Consider the following 13,213-nt stretch of genomic DNA (forward strand, 5'->3'; position numbering starts at 1 on the left):
ACGACGAGGCCCCCGAGCAGTGCTCGGGGGCTTCGTGGTGTCGTCGGCTGCTCCGCCCCGGGTCAGCGGCGGCGGCCGGTGCCGAACAGGCTGCGTGTGATCTCGCGGCCGATGACGGTGCCCGCAGAACGCAGCATCGACCTCACCGCGGGAGACTCCAGCGCCTTCTCGACCATCGACGGCTCCTGCGGCTCGGGCCGGCGCCGGGGTGCCGCGGGCTCCTCCCCGGCCCAGCGCCCCTGCTCGGCCGCCTGCTCGAGCTCGGCGTCCACCCCGCCGGAAGCGGGGGCGTCGGCCGCCTCCGCGCCGCGGGCCAGCCGGGCGGCGAGCTTCTCGTAGGCCGACTCGCGGTCGAGCGCCGCGGCATACTTCGGGTGCAGCGGCGAGGCGGCCACGGCACTCGCCAGCACGGCCTCGTCGGAGGGACCCATGGTGGACTGAGGTGCCCGCAGCCTGGTCCAGGCCACCGGGGTGGGGGCGCCGCGCTCCGACAGCACGGTGACGACCGCCTCGCCGGTGCCGAGCTGGGTCAGCACCTCGCCGAGCTCGTAGTCGCTCGTCGGGAACGTGGAGACGGTGGCCTTGAGTGCCGTGGCGTCCTTGGGCGTGAAGGCCCGCAGCGCGTGCTGCACCCGGTTGCCGAGCTGCCCGAGCACACCCTCGGGCACGTCGCTGGGGGTCTGCGTCACGAAGAAGACACCGACGCCCTTGGAGCGGATGAGGCGCACGGCCTGCTCCACGGAGTCGAGGAAGGCCTTGGACGCGTCGTCGAAGAGCAGGTGCGCCTCGTCGAAGAAGAAGACCAGCTCGGGCTTGTCGGGGTCGCCGACCTCGGGCAGGTCCTGGAAGAGCTCGGCGAGCAGCCACATCAGGAAGGTGGAGAAGAGGACGGGTCTGTCGCGCACCCCCGGCAGCTCCAGGCAGGTGATGACCCCGAGGCCGGCCTCGTCGACCCGGAGCAGGTCGGCGGTGTCGAACTCCGGCTCACCGAAGAACTCGTCGGCACCCTGGGCGATGAGCGTGACCAGCTGACGCAGGATCACGCGGGCGGTGGAGGTGGCCAGGCCGCCGAGGGCCTTGAGCTCGGCCCTGCCCTCGTCGGAGATCAGGTGCTGCACGACCGCCTGCAGGTCCTTGAGGTCGAGCAGCGGCAGGCCCTGCTGGTCGGCGTAGTAGAAGACCAGGCCCAGGCTCGACTCCTGGGTGTCGTTCAGGTCGAGCACCTTGCTGAGCAGAAGCGGCCCGAACGAGCTGACCGTGGCCCGCACCGGCACCCCGGTGCCGGTCGCACCGAGGGTGAGGAGCTCCACGGGGTAGGAGGTGGCGCCCCACTCCTGGCCCAGGGCCTGCATCCGCTCGTCGACCTTGGGGTGCCCCGGGGAGGCTGTGGCCAGCCCGGTGAGGTCGCCCTTCACGTCGGCCAGGAAGACCGGCACACCCGCGGCGGAGAGCTGCTCGGCGATGAGCTGGAGGGTGACGGTCTTGCCCGTGCCCGTGGCGCCGGCCACCAGGCCGTGCTTGTTCATCGAGCCCAGCGGCAGCCGCACCACGGCCTCGGGCACCGGGGCGCCCGGGTCGACGGCCGCGCCCAGCACGATGCTCGGCTCCGCGAACGAGTAGCCGGTGGTGATGGACTCGATCTGAGACATCCGGGCGTCGTCGCTCACACGTCCGACTGTAGCCGCGGGTCCCCGGGCGAGGGCGTGCCCGGACCAGACGACATACACTGCCGCGGTGATCTTCAAGGCCGTGGGTGAGGGCCGCCCCTACCCGGACCACGGGCTGGAGGACCCCAAGGACTGGGCCCACCTGCCGCCCAGGATGATCCGTCTGGAGGAGCTCATCACCGTCCGCTCCGCCCTCGACCTTCGCGCCCTGCTGTCGGCCGACTCCACCTTCTACGGCGACATCTTCTGCCACGTCGTGCAGTGGCAGGGCGACCTCTACCTGGAGGACGGTCTGCACCGGGCGCTGCGTGCTGCGCTGCAGGGCCGCCCGGCAGTGCACGGGCGTGTCCTGACGCTGGACTGAGGACCCGTCCGGTTACGGTGTTCCATCATGGGATACGTGCGCACGGGCGGGATGTCCACCGCCGCGAGGAGGCGACGCCGCCGCACGGCTCTCGTGCTCACGGCGATGGTCCTGGTGCTGGCCGGGGTCTTCGCCTACGCCGGCGCGTACTACCAGGGCTGGCTGCCGGGCTCCGAGGAGGCCGCGCAGACGACGAGCTCGCCGACCGAGACCGACGCGGGCCTGCAGCCCGAGGACGTGGTCGTCAACGTCTACAACGCCAGCGGGGTCCCGGGGCTGGCAGGCCGCACGGCCGAGGCCGTGACCGCCCGCGGCTTCGAGGTCGGCTCCGTCGACAACGACCCGGAGAACGAGACGATCGAGCACTCCGCCGACATCCGCCACGGTGAGTCCGGCGAGGAGGCGGCGCTGCTGCTGCAGCAGGAGGTGCCCGGTGCCGAGCTGGTGGCCGACGAGCGCGAGGGCCCAGAGATCGACCTCGTGCTCGGCGACGCCTTCGAGGAGCTGCCGGAGCTCCCGTCCGACGACAGCGAGGCGACCGCAGAGCCCGAGGACTGAGCGACGTGCGCATCGTCTCGCTGCTGCCCTCGGCCACCGAGATCCTGTATGCCGTCGGCGCCGGACCCGACGTGGTGGGGGTCACCTTCGAGTGCGACGAGCCGGCCCGGGCCCGCACCGACGCCAGGGTCGTCTCCACCAGCTCGCTGCCGACGGCGCACGGACAGGACGTCCCCACACCCGCCGAGATCGACGCCGCCGTGCGGGCCCGTCTCGAGGCCGGCGAGGACCTCTACCACCTCGACCGTGGCGCGCTGGCCGACCTGGACGCGGACCTGGTCGTCACGCAGGACCTCTGCGCCGTGTGCGCCGTCGACGTCTCGGAGGTGCGCGACGCCCTGGAGCACCTCGGCTGCTCCGCCCAGGTGCTGACCACCGACCCGCACACGATCGGCCAGGTCCTCGAGAGCATCGTCGACATCGGCCGGGCCTGCGGCCGGGAGCCGGCGGCGCTCGACCTGGTGGCGGGCCTGCGCCGCCGCCTGGAGGCACTGCCCGGCGCCCCGGGGCCGGGGGCGCGCCGGGTCGCGGTCCTGGAGTGGACCGACCCGCCCTTCGCCCCCGGGCACTGGGTGCCGGAGATGGTCGAGGTGGCAGGTGGGCTCAACGTGCTGGGCTCGGCCGGTGCCAGGTCGGTCGCCACGACCTGGGACGCCGTCGCAGCCAGTGCCCCCGACGTCGTGGTGGTCGCGCCCTGCGGGTTCGACCTCGCGACCTCGGCGCGCCTCACCCGTGAGCTGCTGGACGGGCCGTTGGCCGCGATGCCCGGTGTGCAGCAGGTGTGGGCGGTCGACGCCAACGCCTCCTACGCCCGCCCGGGGCCGCGCATCGTCGACGGCATCGAGGCCCTGGCCGCGATCGTCGACCCCGGTCGCTGGGGGCCGCCCGACGCGGGCCTGGCCGAGCACTGCCGGTGACATTGCCTACACTCGAAGGCAGTAGGCCAGCCCGAGGAGCACCCGTGAGCACTCACAGCCTGACCGTCCGCCGCACTGTCCACGCCCCCGTGGAGCAGGTGTGGGCCGTCCTCACCGACCTCGACCATGCCGAGGAGCGGCTGACCAACGTGACCGGGGTGCGGGTCCTCACCGACGGCCCGTACGCCGTGGGCACCCGGTGGCGGGAGACGCGCAAGATGCTCGGCGTCGAGACGACCGAGGAGATGTGGGTCGCCGAGAACGACCCCCTGCGCAGCACCGTGATCGAGGCCTCATCCGGGGGCACCGACTACCGCACCGTGTTCACCCTGAAGCCGCTCGGGGAGCGGTCCACCGAGCTGACCATGCAGTTCTCCGGCGAGAACGGTGACGCGCCGACCGGCGTGCGCAAGGCCCTCGGCAAGGCGATGGGGTCGCTGGGTCTGCGGCTGACCCGCCGGACGATCGAGCGTGACCTCGATGACATCGCGGCCGCAGCCGCCACCCCTGTGTGAGCCCCGGGACGCCCGCCCCCGAGGGCACCCGCGTGCCCCCGCGTGCCCGATGCGCGCTCCGGTGTCGGTTTCGAAGGCGACACCGGAGCGCACATCGGTCACGGGGACTGCTGGGCCGAGGGCCTCAGCGGCCGGCGGGCACCTCGACCCGGTCGAGGCCTCCGACGCCGACGGAGAGCAGGCTCTCCCCGGTCAGCGGCAGGATGCCCTGCGTCGTGGCGCGCACGTCGGCGAGCTCCCCGCCCTGCTCGGCCGCGAAGCCGCCGTCGGGCAGCTGCACACCCGTGAGCCAGTCCACCGCAGGCTGCACGTCCTCACCCAGCGCCGCCAGGGCCGACGCCGCCAGGCCGGTGGTGTTGACGGCCGAGAAGCCCTGCCACGAGCCGTCCTCGGCCTGCTCGCTCAGCAGGTAGCCGCGAGCGGTCACGACGGCGTCGACCGCACCGTCCTGGTCGAGGACCCCGCTCAGTGCGGAGACCGCCAGGGCCGTGGAGTCGAGGTCGGGGGTGTACTCCCCCTCGTTGTCGAACCCGAAGGAGCCGGTCTCGGCGTCCTGGAGCGCGACCAGGTTGTCGACGGCCGCCTGCGGCACCTCGGCCTCCGCCCGGACCAGACCCAGCACGCAGAGCGACTGGGTGTAGGCGCCGGCGAACTCGCCGCACTGCCCGGTGTCGTCGATGGACTCCACGACGATCTCGGTGAGGTCGAGGCCCCCGAAGTCGGTGGGGTCCTGACCCGCCGCGGCGACAGCGACCGCCAGGCTGCCGGCGGCCGGGCCGTTGCCCTCGGTGTAGGCCGGGGCCTGCTCGGCGAGCCAGTCGGCCATGGCCGCCACCTCGCTGTCGTGGCCGCCGGCAGCAGCGAGGGCGATGAGGCCGTCGACGGTCAGGCTGCCCTCGTCCTCGGGGAAGTGCGAGCCCTCCTCGAGCTGACCAGCCAGGAAGCCTGCCGCCGCGGCCGCCGACTCCTCGGCGCCGGCCGGGGCGGCGGAGGTCGTGCCGACGTCGTCGGACCCGGCGGTGGCGTCGCCGGTGTCGTCGGCGGTGTCCCCGCCGGGCTCGGCCGCCGTCTCGGCGGTGGCGTTGCCGGCGCCCGGGTCGGTGGTGGACTCCTCGGCACAGGCCGCGGTGCCGAGGGTGAGCAGGAGCGCCAGCGCGAGAGCGGGGCGACGGATGGAGCGAGACATGAAGGACCTTTCGGCAGAAAGGGTCCAAGGTTCCGGTGACCGGGGGACGGCAGGCAGCGAGGCACGGCGCACCCAGGGCTCGGACCCGCAGACCACGACGGGATGGTTCGAGCCAAGACCTCCCCCGGGCATTCCGGCTCGGCGCCACCGCGGTGTGCGCGCCGCTGCACGGCACGCTCTCGGTGGCACCTCACGGTTGCGGGTCAGCGCCGGGTTCGCACCGGTCTTCCCCCGACGAAAGGCTTGTCCGCGCATCGTAGCGGAGCCCCGGGGCCGACCTGTGCCACGTGCCGGGACGTCACCCGCGCTGCGGGCAGGTAGCGTCGGAAGGGTGCGGCTGGCCACCTGGAACACCCACCACGGCCTCGTCACCGACGACGGTCCGGTGGACAACCACGCCCTGGCCTCGGCTGCCGCCGCGCTGGATGCCGACGTGCTGGCCCTGCAGGAGGTCGACCTGGGGCAGCCACGCTCCGACCATGCGCACCAGGCCGCGGACCTGGCGGCGGCCACCGGTGCCCATGACTGGCGCTACGCGCCCGCCCTCGTCGGCACACCTCCGTGGCGCTGGCGCCACGCACACGGCGACGCGCACCATGCCCACGGCGCGGACGACGCCGCCGACCACCACCCGGCATACGGCGTCGCCCTGCTGTCCCGGCACCCGGTGCGTCAGTGGCACACGCTGCGTATGGCGCCCGCACCCGTGCGCGTGCCGGCCTCGCTCCCCCGCAGCGGACCGCTGTGGTGGATGGGCGACGAGCCTCGGGCGGCCGTGGCCGCCGTGGTGGACACCCCGCACGGCACGATGACCGTCGTGACGGCGCACCTCTCCTTCGTGCCGGGGCCCAACCTGCTGCAGCTGCGCCGACTGTCCCGCTGGGTGCGCACGCTGCCCGGGCCGCGGGTGCTGCTGGGCGACCTCAACCTGCCGCCCTCGGTCGTGGGCCGGGTCTCGGGCTTCGAGGTGCTGGCACGCGCTCGCACCCACCCGTCCCACGGACCCCGCATCCAGCTCGACCACGCCCTCGGTCACGGCTCCCCGCCGGAGGTGCGGCACGCGGTCACCCGTCGGCTGGCGCTGTCCGACCACCTGGCCCTGGTCCTGGACATCTAACCAGTTCGGACGCGGTGCGCACATTTCAAGATGCGCGATATCACGATCTGGTTACGTTTATGCATTGTCCACTCCCACCTCGGGGGAGGCCCACGCCCGAACCCCCGTCCTCCTCCTCGTCCAGGACCACCACGTCCGCGTCATCCACGCCACCACCGGCGAGCTCCTCCGCGAGCTCACCATCGACCCCACCAGGACCTACCAACCCCTGAACCCACAGGAAACCCCCGAGCCGGGGGCTCGGGGGTTTCCTATGTCCTGAGACAGGACAATGGCGGTGGCGGTGGGATTTGAACCCACGGAGGACTTGCGCCCTCACACGCTTTCGAGGCGTGCTCCTTAGGCCGCTCGGACACGCCACCGCAGAGCAGGCTACCCGAGGCGCTGCGCCGCGAAAAATCGCAGGAGCGCCTCCGCGCACTCGGTCTCCAGCACGCCCCCCACCACCTCAGGGCGGTGCAGCACGCGGCGGTCACGGGCCAGGTCCCACACCGAGCCGCAGGCTCCGGCCTTGGGGTCGAAGGCGCCGAACACGATGCGGTCCACGCGTGCCAGCACCGCGGCACCGGCACACATGGCGCACGGCTCCAGGGTCGCCACGAGGGTGCAGCCCTCGAGCCGCCAGCTGCCCCGGGCCCGCCCCGCCGCCCGCAGGGCCACCACCTCGGCGTGCCCCGTCGGGTCGCCGTCCTCCTCACGGAGGTTGTGCCCCCGGCCGACCTCGACGCCCTCGGCGTCCAGCACGAGGGCCCCGACCGGCACGTCGCCGCCGGTCGCGGTGCCGGCGGCGACGTCGAGCGCCGTACGCATCCAGCCGGCATACCGTTCCTGCCCCCAGCCGGGCAGGCTGGGGCCGGGCGGCGACGGTGTGCGGTCAGGGCTCACGTGTGTAAGTTTCCCGTATGCGCGTCCACGTTGCCGACCACCCGCTCATCGCCCACAAGCTGACCTACCTGCGGGACAGGCGCACGGACACCCCGACGTTCCGCAGGCTGGCCGACGAGCTGGTCACGCTGCTGGCCTACGAGGCCACCCGCGAGGTGCGGGTCGCTCCCTTCGACATCGACACACCCGTGGCACCGACGACGGGCATCCACCTGGCCAACCCCAAGCCGCTGGTGGTGCCGATCCTGCGCGCCGGCCTCGGGATGCTCGACGGCATGATGCGCATGCTGCCGACCGCCCAGGTGGGCTTCCTCGGCATGGAGCGCAACGAGCAGACGCTCGAGGCGACGACCTACGCCCACCGGCTGCCCGATGACCTGGACCGGCGCCAGTGCTACGTGCTCGACCCGATGCTGGCCACCGGCGGCACGCTGGCCGCGGCCATCCACTACCTGGTCGACCTGGGCGCCGACGACATCACCGCGATCACGCTGCTCTCCGCCCCGGAGGGGATCGAGCGGCTCCGCCAGGCGGTCCAGGAGATCGTGCCGCCGATCACCCTCGTCACCGGGGCCGTCGACGAGCGGCTCAACGAGCAGGGCTACATCGTCCCGGGCCTGGGCGACGCCGGGGACCGTCTCTACGGCGTCGTCTGAGAGGCAGCCCGTGCCCCCCTCCCAGCGGTCGGACATCGAGCCCTTCCACGTCATGGAGGTGCTCAAGGCCGGCGCCGAGCGTCAGCGCACGCACGGTGACGTCCTCATGCTCTGTGCCGGGCAGCCCTCGACCCCCGCCCCGGCGGTGGTCCGTGCCGCTGCGGCGCGTGCCCTCGAGGACGAGGTGCTCGGCTACACGGAGTCGACCGGCATCCTGGCCCTGCGCGAGGCGGTCGCCGCGCACCACCGTGACTGGTACGACGTCGACGTCCACGCCGACGACGTCGTGGTGACCACGGGCTCCTCCGGTGCCTTCTCCACCCTCTTCCTCGCTGCCTTCGACGTGGGCGACACGGTGGCGATGACCAGGCCCGGCTACCCGGCATACCGCAACACGCTCACGGCACTCGGCTGCCGCGTGCTCGAGCTCGACTGCGGACCGCAGACCCGCTACCAGCCGACCGTCGCCATGCTCGAGGAGCTGCCCGAGCCGCCGGCCGGTCTCATCCTCGCCAGCCCGGCCAACCCCACCGGCACCGTCATCGACCCCGGCGAGCTTGCCGCCATCGCACGGTGGTGCGAGGCGAGCGGCTGCCTGCTCATCAGCGACGAGATCTACCACGGCCTCACCTACGGCCGCGAGGCCGCCAGCGCCTGGCAGACCTCGCGCTCCGGGGTCGTCGTCGGGTCGGTGAGCAAGTACTTCTCCATGACCGGATGGCGCCTCGGCTGGGCGCTGGTGCCGCACGGGCTGCGCCGGCCCATCGAGGTGCTCGCGCAGAACCTCACCATCTGCCCACCCGCGATCGCGCAGTATGCCGCGGTGCCGGCCTTCGGGGCGAGCGCCCATGAGGAGCTCGCCGGGCACGTGCGCAGGTATGCGGACAACCGGGAGCTGCTGCTGCGACGGCTGCCCGCGCTGGGCATCCGCTCCTACGCACCCCCCGACGGCGCCTTCTACGCCTGGTGCGACATCGGGCACCTGACGGACGACTCGGTGACCTGGTGCCGCGAGCTGCTGGAGCAGACCGGGGTGGCGCTGACCCCGGGCGTGGACTTCGACACGGTGCGCGGCGGGCGGATGATGCGCCTCAGCTTCGCGGGCTCGACGGCCGAGGTCGACGAGGCGCTGGACCGGATGGCCGGCTCGCCGCTGCTGCACTGACCTGCGTGACGTCGTCTCGACTGGCGCCGTCGGCGTGCCTGCGGTAAGGACGCGACCCCTGCTGCCATGATGTGCGGGACGTCTGACGCCCGCCCGCACCCAGGAGCCCCGCATGCCCGCCAAGATCAAGCAGATCCTGCTGTGGCTGCTGTTCGCCTTCCTCATCTACGCGGTCGTCACCAGCCCGGACCGGGCGGCCGACATCGTGGAGGCCGTGTGGGACATCATCGTGCAGGGCTTCTCCAGCATCGGGCAGTTCTTCCAGGCGCTGATGGACTGACCGTGCTCGGGTCGACCAGCACCGTCTCCGGGGTCAAGCTCAGCAGCCGCATCCTGGAGCGCTACCTGCTGCGTGGCGAGGAGGTCGTGGTCGCGACCCGGCACCACTGGGCCAAGCTGGCCGAGCCCGTGGCCACGGCTGTCGCGGGGTTCCTGGTCGTCGCCTGGGTGGGCCCGGTCCTGGAGCGCTCCCTCGGTGAGCCGGCGCTGTGGCTGTGGTGGCTGTGGTTCGCCCTGGTCGCACGGATGGGCTGGAAGCTGCTGGAATGGCGCAACGAGTGGTTCGTCGCCACCGACAAGCGGCTGCTCAAGACCTACGGCCTGATCACCCACAAGGTGGCGATGATGCCGCTGGGCAAGGTCACCGACATGAACTACGGCCGGTCGATCTTCGGCCGGTTCCTGGGCTACGGCACCTTCCTCATGGAGTCGGCCGGCCAGGACCAGGCCCTGCGCGAGATCACCTGGGTGCCCGAGCCCGACACCACCTACCGCTCGATCTGCGACATCATCTTCGGCCCCGGCAAGGGACGCTACGACAGCGACGACAGCCTGGCCCGCGACGAGCCACCGCACGACGGGGGGAAGCAGCCTGACCGGCACCGCGACACCGGTGCCGACACCGGCACGGACGACGGGCCCGGGTGGGAGGTCTCCCAGGCCGGCGACGCGGCCTACACCCCCGTGCCGGCCCGCCGGCGCAGCGTGCGGCCGGTGGCGGACGACGACGACATCACCGGTCCCCTGCCGGGCTGGTAGGACCTCCGGTCACACCAGGTCGAGGGCCCAGTGCGGGCCCTCCTGACGGAAGCCGATGCGCGCGTAGTAGGGCGCGACCATGCCGGCGGGGGTGAGGACCTTGCGGTAGCCCCGTGAGGTGAAGACCTCCGAGGTGCGGTAGACGAACTCCCCCGGCGAGAGGTCCCGGTAGCGGGGCGTGACGTAGTCGAGCACGACCTGGGCCACCCCGTCACCGGCGTCGCGCACCAGCACCACTCCGACCGTCTCGTCCCCCCGGACGACCAGGAAGGACGCGTGGCCGGCGGCGGGGTCGTGGACGAAGCCGGGGTTGTGCCGGACGATGTCCTCCCGGTGGACCGCCAGGACGTGCGCCAGGTAGCGGTCGTCCGGGTCGACCTCGATGACGCTGTAGGACCGCTCGTCGTGCCGGGTGCTCAGCATCCGCCACAGGTAGACGACGTTGATGAGGGCGAGCACGACGTTGAGCCCCACCATCGGCCAGACCCCGACGACCCAGTTGTAGCCGATCAGGACCAGGCAGCCGACGAGGTTGATGAGGCGCAGGCGCACCACGCGGGTCTGCAGCAGGGAGACGACCAGCACGGCCGAGCCCGTCCACCCGATGATCTCGATCAGCTCCATGAGGGGCAGGGTATGCCGCACAGGCCGTCGCCCGTGCACCGTCACCGGCCGTGCCAGGATTCCGTGCCCGCTCGCGCCCGCACCTAGACTCGTCCGGCACACTTCAGACGACGAGGAGTTGACGTGGCAGTCCGTGAGATCACCGTCATCGGCCACCGGGCCCTGCACCAGCCCACCAAGCGGGTCCGTGAGGTCACCGACGAGATCCGCACCCTGGTCGCCGACATGTTCGACACGATGGAGGCCGCCGAGGGGGTCGGCCTGGCCGCCAACCAGGTCGGTGTGCGCCTGCGGATCTTCGTCTACGACTGCCCGATGCCCGACGGGGACAACGTCAGGGGTGTGGTCGTCAACCCGGTGCTGGAGCGCCTGGGCACCCCGCAGCCCCTCGACGAGGACGAGGACGGTGAGGGGTGCCTGTCCGTGCCCGGCGAGTGGTTCCCGCTGGCCCGCTTCCCCCGGGCACGGGTGACCGGCACCGACCTGGAGGGCAACGAGGTGGTCGTCGAGGGTGAGGGGCTGCTGGCCCGGTGCCTGCAGCACGAGACCGACCACCTCGACGGCTACCTCTACGTCGACCGGCTCACCGGCCCCTGGAAGCGTGCCGCCCGCGAGTCCGTGAAGGACCGCGGCTGGGCCGAGGAGGGCACGACCAAGTGGCTGCCCGGAGCGCTCAAGGCCGAGGACGTCTGACCCGACCGCGCCCGCCGTCAGGACTCGGCGGGTGACGGGACGACGTATGCCGTGAGGCCCGGCGGGACCGCGACCGCACCCGGGCCGCCGCCCGCGACGTAGTCGTCCAGCGCCTCGGTGGCCTCGTCACCGGCCAGCCGGGACAGCCACAGCGGACGGGCACCCGTGCGGCGGCAGACCGGGGAGGGGCGCACCACCACCACGTCGGACTCGCAGACGTCGAGGCACTCGACCTCCGTCAGACCGGTCCGGCGCGCCGCCGCCAGCTCACGCACCCTGCCGCCCTGGCCACCGGGACGGGGGTCGGCGGGTCCGAGGGTGTCCCCGGCGCAGAGGGCGCACATGGTGAGACCGGGTCGGTCGAGGCCAGCGGGGTCGGACACGGGCGTCGATGGTACGCATCCGACGTCGCCGAGTCACATGCGCCGGAGTCACATGTCCTCGAGCTCCTTCCCCTTCGTCTCCGGCACGAACGTGAGGACGAACAGGAGGGAGAGGACGGCAGCGGTCGCGTAGAAGCCGTAGGCGAAACCGAGCCCGATGTTGGTCACCGAGGTGATCACGGTCTGGGTCAGTGCGTCCTCCTCGCTGAATGCGACGGACTGCCACAGCGTGGAGGAGTAGGAGAAGATCACGTTGATGCCGACGAACTGGGCGCTGGCCAGGAAGAGCGTCGTCGCCGCCCCGTCGGACGCGGCGGGCGGCTGCCCGTCCCGGCGGTCGGTGTGGCCCAGATCACACCGACCGGCAGGTCGACACCTACAGTGGTGACGACGACGGACGGGAGGACGCTCGTGGAGTCACCGGACAACGGCACGGTGGTCGTGACGGGACGGCTGCCGCAGCCTGCCCTCGAGGCCCTGCGCGCGGCGCACCAGGTCGACCCGTGGGACTCCGAGGAGCTCATCCCTCGTGAGGAGCTGCTGCGCCGGGTGCGCGGGGCGCGGGCCCTGGTGACCCTGGTCACCGAGCGGGTGGACACCGCGCTGCTCGACGCCGCCGGTCCACAGCTGCGCGTGGTGGCCAACGTGGCGGTGGGCCACGACAACGTCGACGTGCCGGCCTGCCGGGAGCGCGGGGTGATGGTCACCAACACCCCGGGCGTGCTCACCGACGCCACCGCCGACCTGGCGATGGCCCTGGTCCTCATGGCGTCCCGGCGCCTGGGCGAAGGCGAGCGGCTGGTGCGCTCCGGGCAGCCCTGGCGATGGAGCATGTCGCTGCTCCTGGGCCGGGGCCTGCAGGGCAGGACTCTGGGCGTCGTCGGCCTCGGTGAGATCGGCCGGGCCACCGCACGCCGGGCACGGGCGTTCGGCATGCGCATCACCTACAGCTCCCGCAGCCCCGCGGACCCCGGGGTGGTCGAGGATCTGGGGGCCCGGCGCCTGCCGCTGGAGGAGCTGCTCGCCACGGCCGACGTGGTGTCGCTGCACTGTCCGCTCACCCCCGAGACCCGGCACCTGGTCGGGGCCGAGCAGCTGGCGCTCATGCGCTCCACGGCATACCTGGTCAACACGGCCCGTGGGCCGGTCGTCGACGAGGAGGCCCTCGTGGACGCCCTCCGGGCGGGGTCGATCGCCGGGGCCGGCCTGGACGTCTACGAGGACGAGCCGCGGGTGCACCCCGGCCTGCTGGAGCTCGACACCGTGGTGCTGCTGCCCCACCTCGGCTCGGCCACCGAGGAGACACGGTGCGCCATGGCCGAGCGGGCCGCCACCAACGTGCTCGCGGTGCTGAGCGGCGGGCAGCCGCCGAACCCGGTGGCCTGAGCGCGCACCTGCTCGGGTCAACACCCTTGACCTGCGTTTTTCGGCGGCGCTACTCTCAC

Annotated in this window: 16 protein-coding genes, 1 tRNA gene and 2 pseudogenes; 12 read left to right on the plus strand and 7 right to left on the minus strand. The window is 72.6% G+C overall.

What is annotated here, in order from left to right; all coding sequences use genetic code 11:
- Positions 1-62 precede the first annotated feature (62 nt).
- Positions 63-1,649: a helicase HerA-like domain-containing protein gene (locus LVO85_RS11605; RefSeq protein WP_232747717.1), complete on the minus strand. Its 1,587-nt coding sequence runs from the start codon at positions 1,647-1,649 to the stop codon at positions 63-65.
- 85 nt (positions 1,650-1,734) lie between these two features.
- On the opposite strand from LVO85_RS11605, the gene LVO85_RS11610 reads away from it, so the two are divergent.
- From LVO85_RS11610 to LVO85_RS11625, 4 genes are read left to right on the plus strand one after another with little or no spacing between them, the layout of a single operon-like run.
- Positions 1,735-2,031 carry a type II toxin-antitoxin system VapB family antitoxin gene (locus tag LVO85_RS11610; RefSeq protein ID WP_232747637.1) on the plus strand — a complete coding sequence of 99 codons (297 nt, stop codon included), beginning with the start codon at positions 1,735-1,737 and terminating at the stop codon, positions 2,029-2,031.
- 27 nt (positions 2,032-2,058) lie between these two features.
- The gene (locus LVO85_RS11615) at positions 2,059-2,589 is read left to right on the plus strand and encodes a LytR C-terminal domain-containing protein (RefSeq protein WP_232747638.1); all 531 of its coding nucleotides are present in this window, start codon (positions 2,059-2,061) and stop codon (positions 2,587-2,589) included.
- A 5-nt stretch (positions 2,590-2,594) separates the two neighbouring features.
- Positions 2,595-3,506, plus strand: coding sequence for a cobalamin-binding protein (locus LVO85_RS11620; protein ID WP_232747639.1), 912 nt, complete (start codon positions 2,595-2,597; stop codon positions 3,504-3,506).
- 44 nt (positions 3,507-3,550) lie between these two features.
- Positions 3,551-4,021, plus strand: coding sequence for an SRPBCC family protein (locus LVO85_RS11625; protein WP_232747640.1), 471 nt, complete (start codon positions 3,551-3,553; stop codon positions 4,019-4,021).
- 124 nt (positions 4,022-4,145) lie between these two features.
- Here LVO85_RS11625 and LVO85_RS11630 read toward each other — a convergent pair whose 3' ends face one another.
- Positions 4,146-5,207, minus strand: a complete 1,062-nt coding sequence (locus LVO85_RS11630; RefSeq protein ID WP_232747641.1) for a prenyltransferase/squalene oxidase repeat-containing protein — start codon at positions 5,205-5,207, stop codon at positions 4,146-4,148.
- Positions 5,208-5,538: 331 nt separating this feature from the next.
- Between LVO85_RS11630 and LVO85_RS11635 the strand changes: the two genes are divergently transcribed.
- Positions 5,539-6,324, plus strand: a complete 786-nt coding sequence (locus LVO85_RS11635) for an endonuclease/exonuclease/phosphatase family protein (protein WP_232747642.1) — start codon at positions 5,539-5,541, stop codon at positions 6,322-6,324.
- Between the two features lie 82 nt (positions 6,325-6,406).
- A pseudogene (locus LVO85_RS17260) lies at positions 6,407-6,586 on the plus strand (IS481 family transposase); the annotation flags it as partial.
- Between the two features lie 10 nt (positions 6,587-6,596).
- Here the strand turns inward: LVO85_RS17260 and LVO85_RS11640 are convergent.
- Both LVO85_RS11640 and LVO85_RS11645 read right to left on the minus strand, forming a co-directional pair.
- Positions 6,597-6,686 (minus strand) — tRNA-Ser (locus tag LVO85_RS11640).
- A gap of 10 nt (positions 6,687-6,696) precedes the next feature.
- Entirely contained in the window at positions 6,697-7,134 is a 438-nt protein-coding gene (locus tag LVO85_RS11645; RefSeq protein ID WP_232747718.1) for a nucleoside deaminase, read from the minus strand.
- Between the two features lie 92 nt (positions 7,135-7,226).
- On the opposite strand from LVO85_RS11645, the gene upp reads away from it, so the two are divergent.
- From upp to LVO85_RS11665, 4 genes are all read left to right on the plus strand, one after another.
- Positions 7,227-7,865: a uracil phosphoribosyltransferase gene (gene upp, locus LVO85_RS11650; RefSeq protein WP_232747643.1), complete on the plus strand. Its 639-nt coding sequence runs from the start codon at positions 7,227-7,229 to the stop codon at positions 7,863-7,865.
- Between the two features lie 10 nt (positions 7,866-7,875).
- Positions 7,876-9,030 (plus strand): aminotransferase class I/II-fold pyridoxal phosphate-dependent enzyme, encoded by a 1,155-nt coding sequence (locus tag LVO85_RS11655; protein WP_232747644.1) that lies wholly within the window; start codon positions 7,876-7,878, stop codon positions 9,028-9,030.
- Positions 9,031-9,142: 112 nt separating this feature from the next.
- Positions 9,143-9,310: a hypothetical protein gene (locus tag LVO85_RS11660; RefSeq protein ID WP_232747645.1), complete on the plus strand. Its 168-nt coding sequence runs from the start codon at positions 9,143-9,145 to the stop codon at positions 9,308-9,310.
- 2 nt (positions 9,311-9,312) lie between these two features.
- On the plus strand, positions 9,313-10,068 hold the full coding sequence (locus LVO85_RS11665; protein WP_232747646.1) for a PH domain-containing protein: 756 nt from the start codon (positions 9,313-9,315) through the stop codon (positions 10,066-10,068).
- Between the two features lie 9 nt (positions 10,069-10,077).
- Here LVO85_RS11665 and LVO85_RS11670 read toward each other — a convergent pair whose 3' ends face one another.
- On the minus strand, positions 10,078-10,692 hold the full coding sequence (locus LVO85_RS11670) for a YgjV family protein (protein ID WP_232747647.1): 615 nt from the start codon (positions 10,690-10,692) through the stop codon (positions 10,078-10,080).
- A gap of 123 nt (positions 10,693-10,815) precedes the next feature.
- Between LVO85_RS11670 and def the strand changes: the two genes are divergently transcribed.
- Positions 10,816-11,385 carry a peptide deformylase gene (gene def / locus LVO85_RS11675; protein WP_232747648.1) on the plus strand — a complete coding sequence of 190 codons (570 nt, stop codon included), beginning with the start codon at positions 10,816-10,818 and terminating at the stop codon, positions 11,383-11,385.
- Positions 11,386-11,402: 17 nt separating this feature from the next.
- Here def and LVO85_RS11680 read toward each other — a convergent pair whose 3' ends face one another.
- Both LVO85_RS11680 and LVO85_RS11685 read right to left on the minus strand, forming a co-directional pair.
- Complete coding sequence (locus LVO85_RS11680; protein ID WP_232747649.1) at positions 11,403-11,768, minus strand: hypothetical protein; 366 nt, start codon at positions 11,766-11,768, stop codon at positions 11,403-11,405.
- A gap of 48 nt (positions 11,769-11,816) precedes the next feature.
- Positions 11,817-12,038: pseudogene (locus tag LVO85_RS11685) on the minus strand (hypothetical protein); the annotation flags it as partial.
- Positions 12,039-12,152: 114 nt separating this feature from the next.
- Here LVO85_RS11685 and LVO85_RS11690 point away from each other — a divergent pair.
- Positions 12,153-13,154 (plus strand): 2-hydroxyacid dehydrogenase, encoded by a 1,002-nt coding sequence (locus tag LVO85_RS11690; RefSeq protein WP_232747650.1) that lies wholly within the window; start codon positions 12,153-12,155, stop codon positions 13,152-13,154.
- Positions 13,155-13,213: the final 59 nt, after the last annotated feature.

This window comes from Ornithinimicrobium sediminis, from assembly GCF_021272345.1.
GTDB lineage: Bacteria > Actinomycetota > Actinomycetes > Actinomycetales > Dermatophilaceae > Ornithinicoccus > Ornithinicoccus sediminis_B.